The sequence below is a fragment of the Paenibacillus puerhi genome (assembly GCF_009846885.1).
GTDB classification, from domain to species: domain Bacteria; phylum Bacillota; class Bacilli; order Paenibacillales; family NBRC-103111; genus Paenibacillus_G; species Paenibacillus_G puerhi.
This window is the reverse complement of sequence record NZ_WUWM01000005.1, coordinates 168525-186316: the sequence shown is the minus strand read 5'-3', so window position 1 is coordinate 186316 and position 17792 is coordinate 168525. Positions and strand designations below refer to the sequence as shown.

Below are 17792 nucleotides of genomic sequence, written 5' to 3'. Positions count from 1 at the left end.
GCCTCTTATCTTACTTCACGATGGAACCGTTAGGCAGATCCTCTGCCACCGTTGCCAGCGTCAGCTGATCCCCTTGGGAAGCGGCCAGGATCATGCCTTGGGACAGCTCTCCCCTTAGCTTGACAGGCTTCAGGTTGGTTACGCAGATAACTTTGCGTCCCACCATCTGCTCCGGGGTATAAAACTTGGCGATTCCGGATACAACCTGGCGCTGCTCGAAGCCCAGATCAAGCTGCAGCTTCAGCAGCTTGTCAGCCTTCTTCACCGGCTCGGCGGCGATAACCTGCGCGACGCGGAGCTCGACCTTGAAGAAATCGTCGATGGAGATTTCTGGAGCTCGCTCTTCGTCCTCCGTCAGGGAGGAGGATCCGTCTGCGGCAGGCTTGCCCGCAGCGTTCTCAGCGGAGGCCGGCTCCTGCTTCGCATCTGGCGCAGCGGCGTCGCTTTGACCCGTGCTCGAACCCATCGACGAGGCAATAAAGGCGATCTCCTTCTCCGCCTCAAGCCGCGGGAACATCACTTCGCCCTTGACCACCTGCGTGCCGGCAGGCAGCGTTCCGAAGGCATGGATGGTATCCCATACGGTGAGCTCCCCCTGCACGATGCCGAGCTGGGCCCACATCGCACGCGGCGTGCCGACCATGAACGGCTGCAGCAGCACCGAGGTGATCCGCAGGGACTCGGCCAGCATGTACAGAACAGAACCGAGCACGGGCCGCTTCTCTTCATCCTTCACCAGAGACCAGGGCTGCGTCTCATCGATATATTTGTTGGTCCGGCTGACCAGCTGCCAGATCGATGAGAGCGCAACGGAAAACTCCAGGCCTTCCATCGCTTCTTCAACCTTAGCCACGGTGTTCTCCATGGTTTCCAGCAGCGGAGCATCGAATTCGGTCGCATTCGGGATATACGGCTGCACGATGCCATTGAAATATTTGTCAATCATGACGACCGTCCGGCTCAGGAGGTTGCCCAGATCATTGGCCAGATCGAAGTTGATGCGCTCCACGAAGCTTTCCGGCGTGAAGGTGCCGTCCGAGCCGAAAGGCACCTCGCGCATCAAGTAATAGCGAAGTGCGTCCAAGCCGTAGCGGTCGATCAGCGTGACCGGGTCCACCACATTGCCTTTGGACTTGGACATCTTGCCGTCCTTCATCAGCAGCCATCCATGGCTGAATACCTTCTTCGGCAGCGGCAGGCCGAGAGCCATCAGCATACACGGCCAGATGATCGTATGGAAGCGGACGATCTCCTTGCTCATCAGATGAACATCCGCCGGCCAATACTTGAGGTAGGCCGTATCGTCGTCGCTGCCGTAGCCGAGCGCCGTAATATAATTGGAGAGCGCGTCAATCCAGACGTAGATCACATGCTTCGGGTTGCCGGGCACCCGGATTCCCCAGTCGAAGGTCGTGCGCGAGACGGCGAGGTCCTCAAGCCCCGGCTTAATAAAGTTGTTGATCATCTCATTGCGGCGGGATTCGGGCTGGATGAAGTCGGGGCTCGACTCGTAGAACTCGACCAGCCGGTCAGCGTATTTGCTCAGCCGGAAGAAGTAGCTTTCTTCTTTCACCCACTCCACGGGACGGCCGCAATCCGGACAATTGCCGTCCACGAGCTTATTTTCGAGGAAGAAGGACTCGCACGGCGTACAGTACCAGCCTTCATAATGACCCAGATAGATGTCATCCTGCTCCATCAGCTGCGTGAAGATTTTCTCTACCGCCTCCTTGTGGCGGGGCTCGGTCGTCCGGATGAAGTCATCATAGGAAATGTCCAGCTTGCTCCACAGCTCTTTAATCCCGGCCACGATGTCGTCGACGAATTGCTGGGGAGTTTTACCGGCCTCCTGAGCCTTGCGCTCGATCTTTTGACCATGCTCATCCGTGCCCGTCAAATACCTGACGTCAAAGCCGCGCAGTCGCTTGTAGCGGGCCAGTACGTCGCCTGCTACCGTCGAGTAGGCATGACCGATATGCAGCTTGTCGCTTGGATAATAGATCGGGGTTGTGATATAAAAGCTTGGCTTGCCTGTCGTGTTGTTGGACATCATATGGCCTCCTCTTGATCTGCATCATTGAACACAAAAAAGCCCTCGTCCTCTTGGGACGAGAGCATCGCTCACGTGGTACCACCCAACTTCCCCTGCCCAGCGAATGCTCCGTGTTCATCCGGCGCACCGCAGCCCGGCAAGGCTCAGCGGTCATAATGACCTTCCCGTAACGCTGGAAATGCGATGAAGGCTTACCCGCACGCGGCGCAGCTCACCCCCATATCCTCCGGGACCATCTTCCTCCGACTTCCGCCTGCCGGTTCGCAGCTACCCCGGCTCTCTGGGCGACGTCCCTCGAAGTACTTATCCGTTCATGGGATATTAAGCCAAATATATCGAAAACCGTACGCGATGTCAAGGAACATGGTCGATTCCCCCGGGATGAAACGGATGGCACTTGCAGATCCGCTTCACTGCCAGCCACGAGCCCTTGGCCGCCCCATATTTATCCAGAGCCTGCAGCGCATAATCGGAGCATGTCGGATAGAACCGGCAAGTCGGCGGCTTCAAGGGGGATATGAACGTTCGATAAAAGACAACCCCGCCCCGCAGCACACGTTTCATCGCAAACCCGTTCTCCTTTATCGATCGAATGAATGGCCTGACCCTATTGAGTCATTAGTTTAATAGTGAACGATCCTCTCGCAGCTGTCAACTTCACCTCTAGTCTCTCCAAGAAACAGACATGCCAAGCGTAAGCCGAGTTCCCTCCTCCCTCTATTCTGGGAGCACAGGCTTGCTCTGTATGCCGGAAGACTTGAAATGTCAGCCCGTTTCAGTGTTTAATGAATGGGGTAACAGGGTATGCGCCGGCATGTCCCGACTGAAATCGACGACGCCTCCCGAAGCCTATAGGGAGTACCTGGATCGCACGATAGCCTCAAATCCATGCTGTGGAAGGTGAAACAACCGATGAATAATTCCAAGGATTTTGTTCAAAGCCAATTTAAAAAATGGAAGAGCGCGGCCTCCTCGCTGATCTCGAGCGAGGAAGGCGATGCCCAGGACACGATGGTCGAGCTGGAACCGGAATATTACGAGAAATGCCGCCAGCTGGCCTCGGCGCAAAATACGACGGTCGCTTCCGTCGTTCATTACATTCTCGAGCAGCAGTTCGCCGTCAGAGCCGGGGAACGCATCTACCAAGCCAGCGTCGAGCAGATCGAGAAAAATCCGCTGCTTGCCCTGGACGGCCTGACCGGACGCCGGGACAAACGCGAGCCGCATGAAGGCCGCGATCGCTCCGACAGCTGGAGCCTGCGCGAGGAACGCAAGACGGAGGTGCGCGAAGATGAATTCTCATGACCAAGCCTATCTGGGCCAAGCCGTATTCCTGGAGCAATCCGCCTGGATGGCCTTCATGAACCCGGAGGATCCCTACTACCTGAAGGCGCGATCGTTGTTTTACGATCTGAACGATCTGGATCGCCCGCTGGCCACTACGAATTACGTCATCTTCGAGACGCATCAGTGGCTGCGCAATCATTTTGATTATGCCGATGCCCAAATCTTCCTGAACACCATCGACAAGTCGATGCAGCAAGGCAATCTGACGATTATTCCCGGCGGCTCGGAGCTCGAGCATGAATCCAAGCGGCTGCTGCTGGAATATCCCGACTACCGCTTCTCTCTGAATGAAGCTCTGACAGCGGTCGTGCTGCTCCATTACCGGATGAAACGGATCTTCACCTTCAATCCGAACTACGCCTTCCTCTCGCGGATGGACCGTGAAATCAAGGTAATTCCGAGCATCGTATAGCTTTCCCCGGTAAGACCCGTCCCTCGGACGGGTCTGTTTACGCTATTGGCGTTCACCATAGCCAGAGGTACAGCTCCTTGTCACGAGAGAGATGACCGCGCCCTATTCGGACGTTCGGTCGTGATCAATGCCAAACAGGACCTGCCGGAGCTGGATTAGCCCCGACAGGTCCTGCGCGCTTGCTTATGAGAGGTTCTAGCCCAAGACGACCCGGTCGTCGGCGAACTTGGTCCCGCGAATATGTTCGAACTGCTGGAGCAAGCCTTCTACCGTCAGCCCCCGCTTCTCCTGCTCCGAAACCTCCAGGATGATGCCGCCCTTGTCCATCATGATCAGGCGATTGCCGAGGCGAATCGCTTGCTCCATGTTGTGGGTGACCATCAGCGTGGTCAGCTTCAGCTCGGAGACAATTTGCTCGGTCAGCTTCGTGATCAGCTCCGCGCGGGACGGATCAAGCGCGGCCGTATGCTCGTCGAGCAGCAGGATGCGCGGCTCGGTGAACGTGGCCATCAGCAGGCTCAGCGCCTGGCGCTCGCCGCCGGACAGCAGACCGACCTTGGCGTTCAGCCGGTCCTCCAGCCCGATGCCAAGCCGGCTGAGCTGCTCGCGGTACCATTTCCGCTTGGAGGCCGTAACGCCGATCGACAGCCCCCTTCGCTGTCCGCGCTTGTATGCCATCGCCAGATTCTCCTGGATCGTCATCGTCGGCGCCGTCCCCGCCATCGGGTCCTGGAACACGCGCCCGATCCAGGCGCTGCGGCGGTATTCGGGCAAATCATCCACCTGCTTGCCGTCAATCCAGACCCTGCCCAGATCCGGAGGCATGACCCCCGAGACGATATTCATCAGCGTTGATTTCCCGGCCCCGTTACTGCCGATCACCGTTACGAAATCCGCTTCCTTTAGATGCAGGTTGATGCCGGACAACGCCATCTTCTCATCCGGCGAGCCCGGGTTAAACAGCTTGGACACCTGTTCGATACGCAGCATCAGCGTTGCACCTCCCGGGAAGGCTGTGAGACTCTTGACTGAAGTTCGTCCGCTCTTCGCCGCATCACGGCTTTCTGACGAAGCGACTTACGCACCATCGGCAGCGTAAGCGCCACGATAACGATCAACGCCGTCATCAGCTTCATATCGGTCGGCTCCAGCCCGACCCGAAGCGCAAGCGCTACGATCAAGCGGTAGACGATCGCTCCGAGCATGACGGCCAGCGTAGCCCTGAACACCGTGCGGGCGCCGAACAGCGCTTCGCCGATAATGACGGAAGCAAGACCGATGACGATCATTCCGATCCCCAGCGTAATGTCTGCGAATGCGGAATATTGGGCGATCAGAGCGCCCGACAAAGCTACCATTCCGTTGGACAGGCTCACGCCGATGATAATCGTGTTATCGGTGTTGACGCCGAAGCTGCGAATCATCCGCGGATTATCGCCTGTCGCTCGGAGCGCCAGGCCCGTATCCGTATGCAGGAACCAATCCAGACCAAGCTTGATCAGAATCACCATAATCGGCATGACCAGAAGCACATTGACATCGGTAAGCAGCGTCTCGGTATTCAGCAGAGGAATGTTGGACTTCCCCATGATCCGCAAGTTAATCGTGTAAAGCGCGATCATCATCAAAATTCCAGACAACAGCGCATTGATCTTGCCTTTCGTATGCAGCAAGCCCGTACAGGCGCCTGCCGCCAGGCCCCCGGCGAATGCCGCGATGCTCGCGAGCAATGGCGATTGGCCCGCCGTTATCATCACGGCCGAGATGGCCGCCCCGGTCGTGAAGCTGCCGTCCACCGTCAAGTCCGGAAAATCCAGGATACGGAACGTCAAATAGACGCCAAGCGCCATAATCGCGTACAGCATGCCCTGTTCTACGGAACCTAATAAAGCCGAACCCATATACATCCTCCTATCGTGAAAGAAGCGGGAGCAACATCTCTTGCACACAAGAAAGGCTGCCCCCGCTCTGACTATATCTCCTGTTTACGAAGTAATGACAGATTACTTCGCGCCGTTCAGCAGGTTGTTTTTATCCTGCATCTTGCTCTTCATCGAATCCGTAATTTCCACGCCCTGCGCCTTGGCAGCGTTCGCATTGATGATCAGATCGAGCTTATCCGGATACGTCACGTTCATATCGCCAGGCTTTGCTCCCTTCAGAATCTCGACAGCCATTTTGCCGGCCTGGTAGCCATGATCGTAATATTTGAAGCCGTATGTGGCAAAAGCGCCCTTCTCGACCGTATCGCGATCGCTGGAGAAGAACGGTATCTTCTTGTCGTTCGCCACCTTGATGATGGATTCCACTGCGCTTACAACCGTGTTATCGAGCGTGATGAAAAACGCATCCGCCCGGCCAACGAGCGACTCGGCAGCCTGCTTCACCTCAGAGGCGTTCGCAATCGCCGCTTTGACGACCTTGATATTATGCTTCGCGAGTGCCGCTTCAGCGGACTTCACCATGAAAGTCGCATTCGGCTCGCCTTCATTCACGACGATCCCGACGGTTTTCACCTTCGGAAATTCCGCTGCGATGAAATCCATCAGCATCGGAGTCGCGTCCGGATGTGTGTCTGCAGCGCCGGTGACGTTGCCGCCTGGCTTGTCCAGTTGAGGGACCAGCTTCGCGCTGACCGGATCAGTGATGGCGCCGAACAGGACCGGCGAATCCTTCACATTCTGTACAACAGCCTGTGCCGAAGAAGTCGCGATAGCAAACACGAGGTCCTTCTTGTCGGCCGCAAACTTCTGAGCGATCGTCATGTTGGTCGTCGTGTCGCCTTGAGCGTTCTGATAGTCGACTTGCATCGTATCTTTGTCGACGAAACCTCCGTCCTTCAGCGCCGCCAGAAACCCTTCACGGGTAGCATTCAAGGAAGGATGCTCGACGATCTGCGAGATGCCGATCTTGACGACCTTTTTCTCCGGCTGAGAGGCGCCCCCTCCGGCAGAGCCTGTGGATTCAGGCGCCTTGGTCCCACAAGCGGCAAGCACGAGCGGTACCGCGACTAGCAAGGACAATAGCTTAACTGATTTCTTCACAATCTTGATCCCCCTATACATACGATCACGTTAAATTGCTGTAAAGCAATAAGGTTATCATAGTATGGACGATCCTTATTCGTCAATAAAGAATAGACTCTTGTTCAAATAAAAAAGGCCTTTTTCCAGGTGGAATAAATAAACAGTTCCAACATAAACCCAACTATTTCTAACATTATTATCCAAAAACATGTAAGATTTTCAACGTAAGGCTTACTACCCTGACTGCGTTTGCGGACAAGACATGGTACAATATACGGCGGGCAGACCCGGCCTATGTCAGGTCTGCCATCACTTCCTTGGGAGGTTCCTATGAAAATCGCCGTATTCATCCTGTTGATGCTGCTGTATCCCTTGTTCCTTCGCCTGATCGAGATTTGGGACATCCGCGCCATTCCCCTGATCCTGCCGTATGCCCTAGCTTCGTTATCGCTAATCATCCTGGTATCGGAGATCGGTTCGTTTCTAATGAGGAAATGGAATAAATAGCGGTTAAATTCATCTGCTGATTGCGATCCAACCAACTGAATCCTCATTCATATTTTTCTAGAAATGGTATAATATAAATACAAGTTCAAGGAGGGGAACGAATGGCCCATATTCACTTCGTCGAATGCAATACTACACATACAAGTAATTTTGTTATCGATGTTCCCGTGGGTTATCACTGGCTCCTTGTCATTACCAAAACCCCTGCGCAATTCTGGGTCGATGGCGGCCTCAAAGAATACCCTGCGCACAGCGCCATCCTCTACGCTCCCCTACAGAAAGTCTATTACCAAGCCTGTGCCGATCATTATATCAATGACTGGATTCGCTTTGAATCCAATGAACCTTATATTACAGACTCGCCGCTTCCGCGTGGCGTTCCGTTCTCCCTGGAAGATCCGGACTACTGCCATAAGTTATTTGAACTGCTAGTCATCGAACATAACTTTTCTCGAAGTTACCGAGAATCCTCTATCGACTATTTGTTGAGAATGCTGTTCAACAAGCTACTGGAATCCTACTTCCACAATGACATTCCCCCTCAATACTACAATTTACTGAGACTTCGCACCGCCATTCAAATCAATCCTAGTGATCATTGGACCGTTTCGAAAATGGCAGATTATCTTCGTATCAGTCCAGGCTACCTTCAGAACATCTACAAAAAAACCTTTGGAATTTCCTGCATGGATGACGTCATTAACAGCCGAATTCGATTGGCCAAAGAATACTTAATTCACAGTTCTCAAAGTGTTGCGGAAATCTCTGCTCGATGTGGATATCAAAATGTGGAACATTTCTGCAGGCAATTTAAACAGATAACAGGATATTCGCCCAGAACATACCAAAAAAGGTTGAAAAGTTGAGGTTCCATTTCAATTATGGCCAAGCCGAGCCGGTTATTCTTACCCTCTCTAATTTTTTGTTGGATTTGAAAACAAAGAGCCATTCCATCTGGAACGGCTCTGAAGCTGCTTATTATTCAATCAAAACCTTTTGCATGGTCGCTAGGCGAGTGTCACCCTGATAACGTTCGGCTGCAAGCACAGTTCATGATTCCTGAAGCACAACCGGGTAAACTGATAGGCCCCGTTGTACCATACATGAAAATCATGAATCCCACCTGTAATAAGAACCTGGTAAAAATCGGAAATATACTTCCCTGCCAACTCTGCGAGTTCATCTATTGAATTTGCGTAATGGGTTATGGATACTTCATCTGCTTCACCGCAAGTCATATAAAGCAGATGAAGCCTGTGGCATTGTGATGCTATACCGCTGCCGAGCACTGAACCACGACTCGACGTCGGCGCATTCGAAAACGCCCCGACGTAAGCAAAAAGATCTCCCATTCCCGGAGCGAGCACCGTCGTGTCAAGCCCGTTTGCCCAGCTGCTTGCTGTTCGGGTAAACGCTGTTGAATCACATCGATAACCACCAAGTACCAAGTTCAATGCCTGCATCCCTCCCATTGAAAGGCCGGCTATTGCCCTGTGCATGCGATTTTTTTCGATCCCTTCGGGTGAGGTGTCTTTACTATTCGCATAGGTATGATACTCGGATTCGATAAAGGGGATCAGATCATATCTCAGCTCATAATCGAAATAATAGAAGCCAAGTATGTGGGTACCTGTCGTTTGGAAGGAACGGTCCGTCCCGTCATGCGCGCTTCTGCCGTTGGGGAATACAATAATAAGCGGATCGATATGACCGTTTGCTATGAGATTGTCCATGATATTGCATAGGATAAAATTCCCGTCGACTGTGCCATTGCCGCTCAACCATTCCTCATGGTCGCCGCCTACTCCGTGAAGCAGGTACATGACATTGTATCTGGTCTCAGGATCATGCTCATCATAGCCGGCAGGCAAGTATATGCTGCATGTCTTTACGATGGCTTCTCCCTTGGCCGTTTCTCTTCCCGCTTCTGAGGAATCGATGTGCCGGTCCGTCACAAGCTGCCGAGATGCGTTGATATAATTCCTTACCTTGTAGGAAACATTACGAATCTCACCTCGGCGCCCCTCTTGGGCAGCCTGTATATATGCGAGAGGCAGTGCAGTCACATCGTCGTTTGTCATCGTTCGTTCTCCTTCTCCGTCCCCATCCTCATGCATGGTTCTGTTGCAGGACCAAGCCGTTTTTCTTAACATATTGCTGCACAAGAAACTTCACGATCTCACTCGGTTGTTCCCTGGAAAACTCGGCCCGGTCTGCGAACAGCATCCCATACGGCGCTTCGGATATATAGGGTTCCCATCTCGGCAGTTCCTCTCCTGCAGAACCTCGCCCGTTCGGGTTTCCGGAACGGATGAAGTTCGTCCAGTAATCGCACATTTGGCGAGCCAAATCATAATGCTTACCGACAAAAGGTCTCCAGCATTTGGCAAGCGTCTCAAAGAAAAACCAAAGATCTACCGAATGGAAGGTGCCGGGGTTATCCCAGCCCGGTATTTCCGCGTCGAACTTATAATAGTATAACGGGGAAACGGTATTGGCCTGAGCGGCAATATGAATCGCATATTCGATGCTGCCCACCGAAGCTTTCTTCTTGCTCTCCTCTAGGTTGACCGACTGAGCATCGCAAAGCGCCAGGAATGCATCGGCATCGTCGCCAAACAGGTCCACGGCCATTTTCTTGAAGTCGTCGAGTGTGTCGACATTCGGAACGCTGAAAAACTCGGAGGATGTATGCCCGAACATCACCGGCACCATCCAGCGCTTGTTTTGAAGGAACAATTCAAACGGATGACCTACGCTGAACACCTGATCTGGAACGGTGCCCCAGAAGCCCCGGTACTCCACCGCCTTGTCGCGGAGGTAGACCGCATCCAGTTGCCGGGCTTCCGCTAACGAGGACACGCCGAGGTACTCAAAAAACTTGACGCCCTCCTGTTCGGCTTCTGCCAAATGACTCTTATGTGCGGGCACGGGAGTTCCCGGGTAAAGCTTCGCAAATATTCCGCTTTGAACGATCGCCTTCTGAAAGAGCCCTTCGTTCTGAGGCGATGTGAGCTGGCTCATGACACTTCCACCGCCGGCGGACTGTCCGCCGATTGTGATGTTGTCCGGGTCGCCGCCGAAAGCCGCAATATTGCGCTTGACCCATCTTGTAGCCGCCTGTTGGTCGAGGTTGCCGAAGTTGGCGGGCGCCTCCGGCGCTTCCGCCGTAATGTCAGGATGGCATAAAAATCCGAAGACATTCAGACGATAGTTGATCGTGACCACCACGATGCCTCGTCGTGCAATACGTTCGCCGTCAAATTCCATTTCGGCTGTATGACCAACCTGCAGTCCTCCGCCAAAATACCAAACATATACCGGCAGTTTTTCATCGGTATGATGGGCCGGAGTCCATACGTTCAGATAGAGGCAGTCCTCGTCCATGGCGATGTCCGGTTCCACAGCCCATTCACGGGTATAGATGTTGTTTTCGTCGAGCTCTTGTCTCACCTGCATCGAGATCGGCGCGAATTCATAGGCTTTGAGCACGCCTTCCCAATCTTTTGCGGGCTGCGGAGCACGCCAGCGGTTTTCCCCGACGGGCGGAGCGGCGAAGGGTATCCCTTTGAAACTCGTAATCCGAGGATCAGCCGCCGGCAGCCCCTGAACTGTCCCATTTTCAACCTTCACTACTCTTAGCATGGTTAATGTCTCCCTTCAGGCCTGCCAACAATGCGAGGGATATATATATGATTGAGCATACATATCCCTCGTATTTATAGCAGTCGTATATTACTTTTTGGCTAAGGCTTCGGCACGCAATCTAACTATCTTTTTGGCTTTTACCGTATCCGAGGCAACGACATCATTCCAGCCAAGACCTACCACATCGGTCTTCATCTTTGCCCACAACTGGTCAAAATCTGCTTGATTTTTTGCGAATACTATTTTCCAGGAGGTGTTCTTTATATAGTCCGAAATTTGGCTGCGTTTGTTTTTAATATCTGACGGATCGATTCCGAAGCTTGTGTTGATATTGGGTACGATATCGATCATCTTATTTTTCAGGTAGTAGTCTGTTGCGTTCTTTGCGTTATAGGTGTTCTGCCAATCAAGCGTCAGAGCAGTCTTGTTAGCTTCTAGGGTGGCGTTCCAGTAATTATTGTTATAGAATTCCCCTGTATCCGGATCTATGACAAAATCACTCATAATCATACTGTTGATCTTACTTTGTCCGTCCTGATATCCGCCGCCTCCGTACTGATTCGGAACTGGCGTATTCTTCTGAAAGGCGGTTTGTCCTATCTCGGTCAGCTTAAACTTGCCATCTGCCGTCTTCTCGTAATTGAAGCCTTCAAAACCATTCGTCGTGTAGCGCATACCCTCGGGAGAAACGAACCAATCCAGGAATTCCATGATTCTTGCGGGATCCTTGGCTTTAGCGCCAAGTGCAAATACTCTTCCATTGCCATAATAAGCATCGCTGTTCTGAATGATTCGGGTGTCCGCGATCGGAATTGCCACATTACCATCGCCGTTCTTTCCTCTTTCAATCGTATTGTAGAATCCTCTTTGCCAGGTGTACCACAAGAGAAGCACCTGCTTGTTGGTCAGCTTCTCAGCCACTTTGTTCCAATCCTGGGATGCGGAGTCCGGATCAACCAATCCCATTTGGTTTGCCGTGAATAAGAAATGCAGCATTTTTTTGTACATGCTGTTGTCATCGATAAGTGGAACGATGTCGCCTTTTGCATTCAATTGTATCGTAGTGGTCCCGTCTGGCTGCTCATAACCGTACCAGCTGCTCAACCAGCGTACATTTTCCATACTGCCGCCATCCCAATCCTTCCACAAGGTGATCGGAACGATCGGTTTACCATCTGAAGTCTTAGGGTATTTTTCCTGCATTTTCTTTAGTGCATTCAGAAGATCTGTCAAATTATTCAGCTTGGGGGCGCCTACTCCCTTGTAATAATCCCAAGGCATAATTGGGCTTGAGTAAGGCAGTTCTTCAGAGTACGTCGTTGGCGAAGTATCCGCTACATAAGTGGGCATAGCATAAATTTTTCCTGCCGGATTTACTTTGTCAAAGGCTGCATTGAATGGTTTAAAATGATTATCTACGTATTTGGACAGATATTTCGTATTCTTGATCCTGTCCGTGATATCCATAATTAAATTGGCCGGAATTAACTCTTCCAACTGACTATTATCGATTACTAGAAGATCGCCCAGATCCCCTGCCGCCGATCTTGTCTTGTATAACTGATCGCCGGCAACCTGCGGAGCAAGAATGTTCAAGGTAATATTGAACTTGTCTTTAAGAAGCTTTCCATACCATCCAGTCTGCTCGCCTTGATAATTGGCTGCATTGTCGAAAACGGTAATGGTCAGCGGCTGACGGTGATCTGTCGAATCACTAGAGGCTCCAGTTGATGCATCCGTATTCCTGGGTGCGCTTTCACAACCGGTCAATACTGCAGAAGCCATGAAGACGCAAGCAAACAACACCAAAGCCAATCTTTTTACTGATTTAGTACTCTTACTCATTTGCAGCCCCCCTCATATTCCTTTATTACAATGGTGCATGTTAACCTTTTACCGCACCTATCATAATCCCCTTTACAAAAAACCTTTGAAAGATCGGATAAACCAGCAAGATGGGCGCAACAACAATAATAGTAACCGTCATACGAATGGAAGTAGTGGTTTGCTTGGTTGCCAGACTAGCCATAGCTGACGAACCGGCATTTTGCAGGTTTACCATGGTAGATAATGAGCTTGCCTGATTAATATAGTTATATAGAATGAACTGCAAACTATATAGCTTGCTGTCCGTAACCAACAACAACGTATCCTGAAAGGAATTCCACTGATCCACCGCTGCGAATATGGCAACCGTAGCTAATATGGGCTTACTTATCGGCAGCATGATCTTGAAAAAAATCGTCATTAACCCGGCCCCGTCGATACTTGCCGCCTGCTGCAATTCCTTCGGCGTTGACTCTATAAAAGTCTTGACAAGAATAATGAAAAACGGTGCTACGATTGTCGGCAAAATATAGGCTAGAAAATTGTTAGTCAAATGCAAGGATCTCATGGTCAGATACCAAGGAATAATCCCGGCATTAAAGTACATCGTTATGATCGTAAAGCGGTACCAAAATCTTCTCCTCCACATATCCTCCTGGGTGAACATAAATCCCAAAAAGGCAGACGCCCCTACCGTCAAGGCTGTTCCCAGCAACGTTCTTCCCAAGGATACGAGAGCGGCATTCCCCAGCCCCGGTATTTTAAACACATCCAAGTAGTTCTGGAAATGAATCTGACGAGGGTAAAATACAACATCTCCTCTGGCGCTGATATCGTTTGCGCTTATCGTATTAATGATGATCGAGTAAAATGGAAATACACAGATTAGGGCGAACAGAGCGAACAGCGCATAGATCAAGACCGTTATCATCGTGTCGGCTGCGCTGACCCGCGCTTTGAGTTTGGCAGAGGAGCTTTTGAAATGAACTTGTTCGTTCGGCGTGATATCTACTGCTTTTTCACTCATACAATGCTCTCTCCTCTTAACAATTTGGATAGTCCGTTTACAGAAAAGAGAAGCACCACACTAATCAGGCTTTTCAGCATACTGATCGCGACGGAAACGGAATAGCTGCCGCCTCCCATCGCCAGGTTGTACACATATAGATCTAAAACCTGGATAGTCTCCTTGTTAAAAGAATTTTGAAATACAAAGTATTGCTCCAAGCCATTATTCAGGAAGCTGGCAATCTGCAGCATCAATAATACAAAATAGGTCGGCAGCAAGCTTGGCAAGGTGACATGCCGTATAACCTGCATTCTCGTCGCACCGTCAACATGGGCCGCTTCATAGAGGGAGTCATCGATTCCCGTTATCGCTGCTATGTACAAGATGGCTGACCAGCCCAGCGTTTTCCAGATAGTCCACAGCAACATCGTAAGCCAAACATGCTCGGAGTCCTGAAGGAATAAGATCGGCGACTCAATAAATCCCAGTTGTTTCAAAAAACCGTTGGCTATACCTTCACTCGAGAACATGGCGAATGCCAGTGAATAGACCAATACCCAGCTGATAAAGTTCGGAAGGGTCGTTACCGTCTGTACAACCTTCCGGAAACGAATGACTTTGATCTCGTTCAGGAATATCGCAAAAATCATGGGAAGCCAGGAGAATAGCAGAATCAAGCCACTCATCGCAAACGTATTCTTGATTACCTGGAGCAGCTGGTCTATCTTGACTTGATTTTCAACCAAGGAACGAAACCACTTCAAGCCAACAAACTGCGATTGGGACAGAGGAGTCGGCGGCGTGTAATCAAAGAACGCATACACCCATCCATATAGCGGGTAATAAGCAAAAGTTGAAAGTAAAATCATGAATGGGAGAATATAAAGAAATTTCCTTACAGACATGCTACTCAAACTGTTTTCTTTTAATCGCACCTTTTCACCTTCCTCTTATTTGGTATTCTCATCGCACTGGGGAGACGCCACGTTAACGGCGTTCTGCCCACGAAAGGGTTCGAACAAATCCGAAGTCGAATTCAGAGTAAACGCTTCCACGATTTATTAGATTTTCCGACCCCCTTCTAGTATTCCCTTCATTTCATATGGATTACTTTTTTTTACATTCACCGACTTGCAAAAATAATTTTATATGACTATCCTGATCAAAACAATGATGTATGCAACTATGTAATTGATGGATACTAAGATTCGCATGTAGGATAGCGCTGCTACTGACCGAACGATAAAAAAACTGCGTGGAACCGTTCTTCTCGCGTCCGCAAAAATGATCCCAAGAAAAAAGGCGACCTCTCCCCGGTTGAATACCGAGAATCGGTCGCCTCCGGTTGTATAAGGCGGCAGCCAGTACGTTTGCTTTTCCAGCTCTCGGAGGGATTGACATCCGTCCTTACACTCCCTCTCGCGCCAGCTATGGTTATAAGAATTAACAAGCCCGAATGACCTACAGCTCCGTTGTATCTGTTGGCTCCAAAAACGAAAAGAACTATTCCGAGCCCCGCACGGCCCGCCTACAGCCACACCAAACAGCCGATAACAAGAACAGCCAGACCGATGATGGCCGCCATCGCCTCAGCTCTCACGATCGATCGCTTGGCCAGCTGTACGACAGCCAGATTAAATCCGGTATGCAGCGGGATGAGCAGCCAAACCATCCAAGGAACGGCCGCTACGCACAGCGTCGCTCCGATATGAAAGCCGCTGGCGCTGATGCGCTCGACCACTCCCCATATCGGATGAGCCGTAGCGGTCCCCTGTGCCTCCAGCATCGCCTTGGCCTGCATCGATTTCTCGTCGGTACGGCCCGAGAGCGAAGAAATCGCTACCGTCTGCAGCATAGCAAACAACACCTCGATAGCCGCCCAGCCTTGCCCGAGCGATGCCGCCCACCCGAACTGCATGCTGGTCAAAACGAGCAGCGCGTAGCGCACCCCTTCCTCCAGCGGACCTGAAGCGGAGATCATGACGAGCTTCCCCGGTCCAGGCTTCTTCATGGCCAGCAGCGCAATAGGCCCCCGAAGCAGGTAGGCAACCACCCACCCGCCGGCTCCAAGTGCAAAGGCGGACCACTGCATAGCCGCCCCCGCCCAAGTAAAGACGATTGCGTACAGGATAGGCACCAGTAAATAAACCGGCAGCAGCTTCCTGGCGAGACGGGCGTTGCGGTCGAACACTTCAGCTTGCGTAAAGGCGTGGACGTTCATTTCTTTATTCATGCTTGCTCTCCTTCGGGGACTCAGGCGGTCCGGGAATAATTAGATTGGTAAATGTTCTTCTTCTGCGATCGGGAGCGGCCTGCAAGCTCATGCGCTTGGCATAGGCTTCTCGCACTTCTCCGAGCAGCTCGTGAAGCTCGTCCTCGTTCAAGTACAAGGTAAGCTGTCTGAGCGAAACTCCGTCCTTCACGAGATCATAGCGGTCTTGAGCGACATAGCTTCCGAAGTCGGCGATCAGGCCGGAGATCAGCTTCAGGAACAGTTCCATATGCTGCTCCGCATCCATCGCCTGCAGGTCTTCATGAGGTACGCTCTCCGCCTCCTTGCGGAGAGCGTACACCTTCTCGGTTGCTCCCCGCTGCTTGTACTGCTCCACGACATCGATCAGCCCGCCCTTCTCCAGCGTGTTCAGATGCCGGTACATCGTGGCTTGCGGAATTTCGGGAAAAAGCTCGCTAAGCTTCTGCCGGGTCAGTCTTTTGTCGGGAACAAGGGCCTGAATAATTTTCAAGCGGACCGGGTGCAAAATAAGATCCGATTTGGATGCTGGCTTCATGACCTCACCTCTAACCATTATTATTATCGATAATGATAACAGAAGTCAATCTTTTTTTTCCAGCTGCTGCGGTTATCCTGACGCAACCCTGATAAAGCCGTCATATTATGGAACCTTTTTGCGCAATCATGCTATAATTGCTACAGATTGTCACTGATTTCGACACAGTGGAGGGGAAACCTTATTCTTTATTTCGCCGCCTTTATGGTCTCATTTCTCGTCGTCCTGCTGTTGATCCCACCACTTCGGAAGCTTGCATTCCGCATCGATTTTGTGGACAAGCCCAAGCCGGATATCGAACGGAAAATTCACCGCGACCCGATCCCGCTTACCGCAGGGCTCGCGATTTTCGCCGGATTCGTCATTGCCTATGCGCTGTTCATTCCTTTGCAGGAAAACGGCTCCTTCTCGCTGCTGCTCGCTTCCCTGCTCATTCTGGGCGTCGGACTCGTCGATGACTGGTACAAAACGCACGGCAAGGAACTGGCGGCATGGCCGAAGCTGATCATCCAATTAGCCGCGGCGATCATCGTCTATCAATCCGGCGTCGTGTTCTACGGCTTCAACAATCCGTTCACGGGACAGGATGTGCTGCTGCCGGTCTGGCTTCAATTTTTCCTCACGATCACCTGGATCTTCGGCGTCACAACCGTCATCAACTTTATGGACGGCATGGACGGGCTGGCAGGAGGACTTTCAGCTATCTCCGCCGTAACCCTATTCGTCGTGGCCCTGGCCAAAGGCCAGTCCGACTCGGCCATGATGGCGATTATTCTTGTCGGCGCCGCCGTCGCTTATCTGCGCTATAACAAGCCACCGGCCAAGGTATTCATGGGCGATGCGGGGGCTACGCTGTTCGGCTTTCTGCTCGCGGTCGTCGCCTTGGACGGCGCCTTCAAGGGAGCAACCGTGCTGTCGCTCGCTATTCCGATCCTAGCGCTCGGCGTGCCGATCTTCGACAACATCTTCGTCGTGATCAAGCGGATCCGCAACGGCAAACCCATCTACCAGGCCGACGCCACCCAGGCGCATTACCGTCTGCTGCGCAGCGGACTGAATCCGAAGCAGGTCGTGCTGTTTCTCTGCTTGATTAATGCCTGCTTCAGCCTGACGTCCATTATCCTGCTTCTCCTGAATGTCTAGACAAACCGCAGAGGCCCTGCCCGGTTGAGAG

17 protein-coding genes are annotated in these 17792 nt (G+C 51.8%); 5 read left to right on the top strand and 12 right to left on the bottom strand.

The window, feature by feature from the left end:
- Positions 1 to 10: 10 nt before the first annotated feature.
- Positions 11 to 2050 (bottom strand): methionine--tRNA ligase, encoded by a 2040-nt coding sequence (metG, locus tag GSF01_RS06415; protein ID WP_159882194.1) that lies wholly within the window; start codon positions 2048 to 2050, stop codon positions 11 to 13.
- Positions 2051 to 2407: 357 nt separating this feature from the next.
- Positions 2408 to 2617, bottom strand: coding sequence for a membrane protein insertion efficiency factor YidD (gene yidD, locus GSF01_RS06410; RefSeq protein ID WP_159882193.1), 210 nt, complete (start codon positions 2615 to 2617; stop codon positions 2408 to 2410).
- Between the two features lie 348 nt (positions 2618 to 2965).
- Here yidD and GSF01_RS06405 point away from each other — a divergent pair, with 348 nt between their 5' ends.
- Positions 2966 to 3358, top strand: coding sequence for a hypothetical protein (locus GSF01_RS06405; RefSeq protein WP_159882192.1), 393 nt, complete (start codon positions 2966 to 2968; stop codon positions 3356 to 3358).
- A complete protein-coding gene (locus GSF01_RS06400) occupies positions 3345 to 3812 on the top strand; it encodes a type II toxin-antitoxin system VapC family toxin (protein ID WP_159882191.1) in 468 nt (155 codons plus the stop codon). The genes GSF01_RS06405 and GSF01_RS06400 overlap by 14 nt, the downstream gene beginning before the upstream one ends.
- 195 nt (positions 3813 to 4007) lie before the next feature.
- Here GSF01_RS06400 and GSF01_RS06395 read toward each other — a convergent pair whose 3' ends face one another.
- The 3 genes from GSF01_RS06395 to GSF01_RS06385 all read right to left on the bottom strand — a co-directional run bounded on the left by GSF01_RS06395 (position 4008) and on the right by GSF01_RS06385 (position 6856).
- Positions 4008 to 4802, bottom strand: a complete 795-nt coding sequence (locus GSF01_RS06395; RefSeq protein ID WP_159882190.1) for an ABC transporter ATP-binding protein — start codon at positions 4800 to 4802, stop codon at positions 4008 to 4010.
- On the bottom strand, positions 4802 to 5713 hold the full coding sequence (locus GSF01_RS06390) for an ABC transporter permease (RefSeq protein ID WP_159882189.1): 912 nt from the start codon (positions 5711 to 5713) through the stop codon (positions 4802 to 4804). Before GSF01_RS06390 ends, GSF01_RS06395 begins: the two co-directional genes overlap by 1 nt.
- 102 nt (positions 5714 to 5815) lie before the next feature.
- Entirely contained in the window at positions 5816 to 6856 is a 1041-nt protein-coding gene (locus GSF01_RS06385; RefSeq protein ID WP_235941319.1) for an ABC transporter substrate-binding protein, read from the bottom strand.
- A 312-nt stretch (positions 6857 to 7168) separates the two neighbouring features.
- Between GSF01_RS06385 and GSF01_RS29265 the strand changes: the two genes are divergently transcribed.
- Together GSF01_RS29265 and GSF01_RS06380 are read left to right on the top strand one after the other, a co-directional pair.
- On the top strand, positions 7169 to 7345 hold the full coding sequence (locus tag GSF01_RS29265; protein ID WP_201305325.1) for a hypothetical protein: 177 nt from the start codon (positions 7169 to 7171) through the stop codon (positions 7343 to 7345).
- Between the two features lie 101 nt (positions 7346 to 7446).
- Positions 7447 to 8211, top strand: a complete 765-nt coding sequence (locus tag GSF01_RS06380) for a helix-turn-helix domain-containing protein (RefSeq protein ID WP_159882187.1) — start codon at positions 7447 to 7449, stop codon at positions 8209 to 8211.
- Between the two features lie 141 nt (positions 8212 to 8352).
- Here GSF01_RS06380 and GSF01_RS06375 read toward each other — a convergent pair whose 3' ends face one another.
- The 7 genes from GSF01_RS06375 to GSF01_RS06345 form a co-directional block, all read right to left on the bottom strand.
- Entirely contained in the window at positions 8353 to 9426 is a 1074-nt protein-coding gene (locus GSF01_RS06375; RefSeq protein ID WP_159882186.1) for an alpha/beta hydrolase, read from the bottom strand.
- A 28-nt stretch (positions 9427 to 9454) separates the two neighbouring features.
- Complete coding sequence (locus GSF01_RS06370) at positions 9455 to 10990, bottom strand: carboxylesterase/lipase family protein (protein WP_159882185.1); 1536 nt, start codon at positions 10988 to 10990, stop codon at positions 9455 to 9457.
- Between the two features lie 90 nt (positions 10991 to 11080).
- On the bottom strand, positions 11081 to 12838 hold the full coding sequence (locus tag GSF01_RS06365; RefSeq protein WP_159882184.1) for a type 2 periplasmic-binding domain-containing protein: 1758 nt from the start codon (positions 12836 to 12838) through the stop codon (positions 11081 to 11083).
- Positions 12839 to 12878: 40 nt separating this feature from the next.
- Complete coding sequence (locus tag GSF01_RS06360; RefSeq protein WP_159882183.1) at positions 12879 to 13847, bottom strand: carbohydrate ABC transporter permease; 969 nt, start codon at positions 13845 to 13847, stop codon at positions 12879 to 12881.
- Positions 13844 to 14764: an ABC transporter permease subunit gene (locus GSF01_RS06355; RefSeq protein WP_235941318.1), complete on the bottom strand. Its 921-nt coding sequence runs from the start codon at positions 14762 to 14764 to the stop codon at positions 13844 to 13846. The genes GSF01_RS06360 and GSF01_RS06355 overlap by 4 nt, the downstream gene beginning before the upstream one ends.
- Before the next feature lie 593 nt (positions 14765 to 15357).
- Positions 15358 to 16062 (bottom strand): hypothetical protein, encoded by a 705-nt coding sequence (locus GSF01_RS06350; protein ID WP_159882182.1) that lies wholly within the window; start codon positions 16060 to 16062, stop codon positions 15358 to 15360.
- Positions 16055 to 16618 carry a helix-turn-helix domain-containing protein gene (locus GSF01_RS06345; RefSeq protein WP_159882181.1) on the bottom strand — a complete coding sequence of 188 codons (564 nt, stop codon included), beginning with the start codon at positions 16616 to 16618 and terminating at the stop codon, positions 16055 to 16057. The genes GSF01_RS06350 and GSF01_RS06345 overlap by 8 nt, the downstream gene beginning before the upstream one ends.
- A 204-nt stretch (positions 16619 to 16822) precedes the next feature.
- Between GSF01_RS06345 and GSF01_RS06340 the strand changes: the two genes are divergently transcribed.
- Positions 16823 to 17761, top strand: a complete 939-nt coding sequence (locus GSF01_RS06340) for an MraY family glycosyltransferase (protein ID WP_159882289.1) — start codon at positions 16823 to 16825, stop codon at positions 17759 to 17761.
- Positions 17762 to 17792 lie beyond the last annotated feature (31 nt).

Bases quoted from the DNA above. Each gene is read 5' to 3' on its own strand.
- metG (WP_159882194.1), bottom strand. From the start codon at position 2,050: ATGTCCAACAACACGACAGGCAAGCCAAGCTTTTATATCACAACCCCG.
- yidD (WP_159882193.1), bottom strand. From the start codon at position 2,617: ATGAAACGTGTGCTGCGGGGCGGGGTTGTCTTTTATCGAACGTTCATA.
- GSF01_RS06405 (WP_159882192.1), top strand. From the start codon at position 2,966: ATGAATAATTCCAAGGATTTTGTTCAAAGCCAATTTAAAAAATGGAAG.
- GSF01_RS06400 (WP_159882191.1), top strand. From the start codon at position 3,345: ATGAATTCTCATGACCAAGCCTATCTGGGCCAAGCCGTATTCCTGGAG.
- GSF01_RS06395 (WP_159882190.1), bottom strand. From the start codon at position 4,802: ATGCTGCGTATCGAACAGGTGTCCAAGCTGTTTAACCCGGGCTCGCCG.
- GSF01_RS06390 (WP_159882189.1), bottom strand. From the start codon at position 5,713: ATGGGTTCGGCTTTATTAGGTTCCGTAGAACAGGGCATGCTGTACGCG.
- GSF01_RS29265 (WP_201305325.1), top strand. From the start codon at position 7,169: ATGAAAATCGCCGTATTCATCCTGTTGATGCTGCTGTATCCCTTGTTC.
- GSF01_RS06380 (WP_159882187.1), top strand. From the start codon at position 7,447: ATGGCCCATATTCACTTCGTCGAATGCAATACTACACATACAAGTAAT.
- GSF01_RS06375 (WP_159882186.1), bottom strand. From the start codon at position 9,426: ATGACAAACGACGATGTGACTGCACTGCCTCTCGCATATATACAGGCT.
- GSF01_RS06370 (WP_159882185.1), bottom strand. From the start codon at position 10,990: ATGCTAAGAGTAGTGAAGGTTGAAAATGGGACAGTTCAGGGGCTGCCG.
- GSF01_RS06365 (WP_159882184.1), bottom strand. From the start codon at position 12,838: ATGAGTAAGAGTACTAAATCAGTAAAAAGATTGGCTTTGGTGTTGTTT.
- GSF01_RS06360 (WP_159882183.1), bottom strand. From the start codon at position 13,847: ATGAGTGAAAAAGCAGTAGATATCACGCCGAACGAACAAGTTCATTTC.
- GSF01_RS06350 (WP_159882182.1), bottom strand. From the start codon at position 16,062: ATGAATAAAGAAATGAACGTCCACGCCTTTACGCAAGCTGAAGTGTTC.
- GSF01_RS06345 (WP_159882181.1), bottom strand. From the start codon at position 16,618: ATGAAGCCAGCATCCAAATCGGATCTTATTTTGCACCCGGTCCGCTTG.
- GSF01_RS06340 (WP_159882289.1), top strand. From the start codon at position 16,823: ATGGTCTCATTTCTCGTCGTCCTGCTGTTGATCCCACCACTTCGGAAG.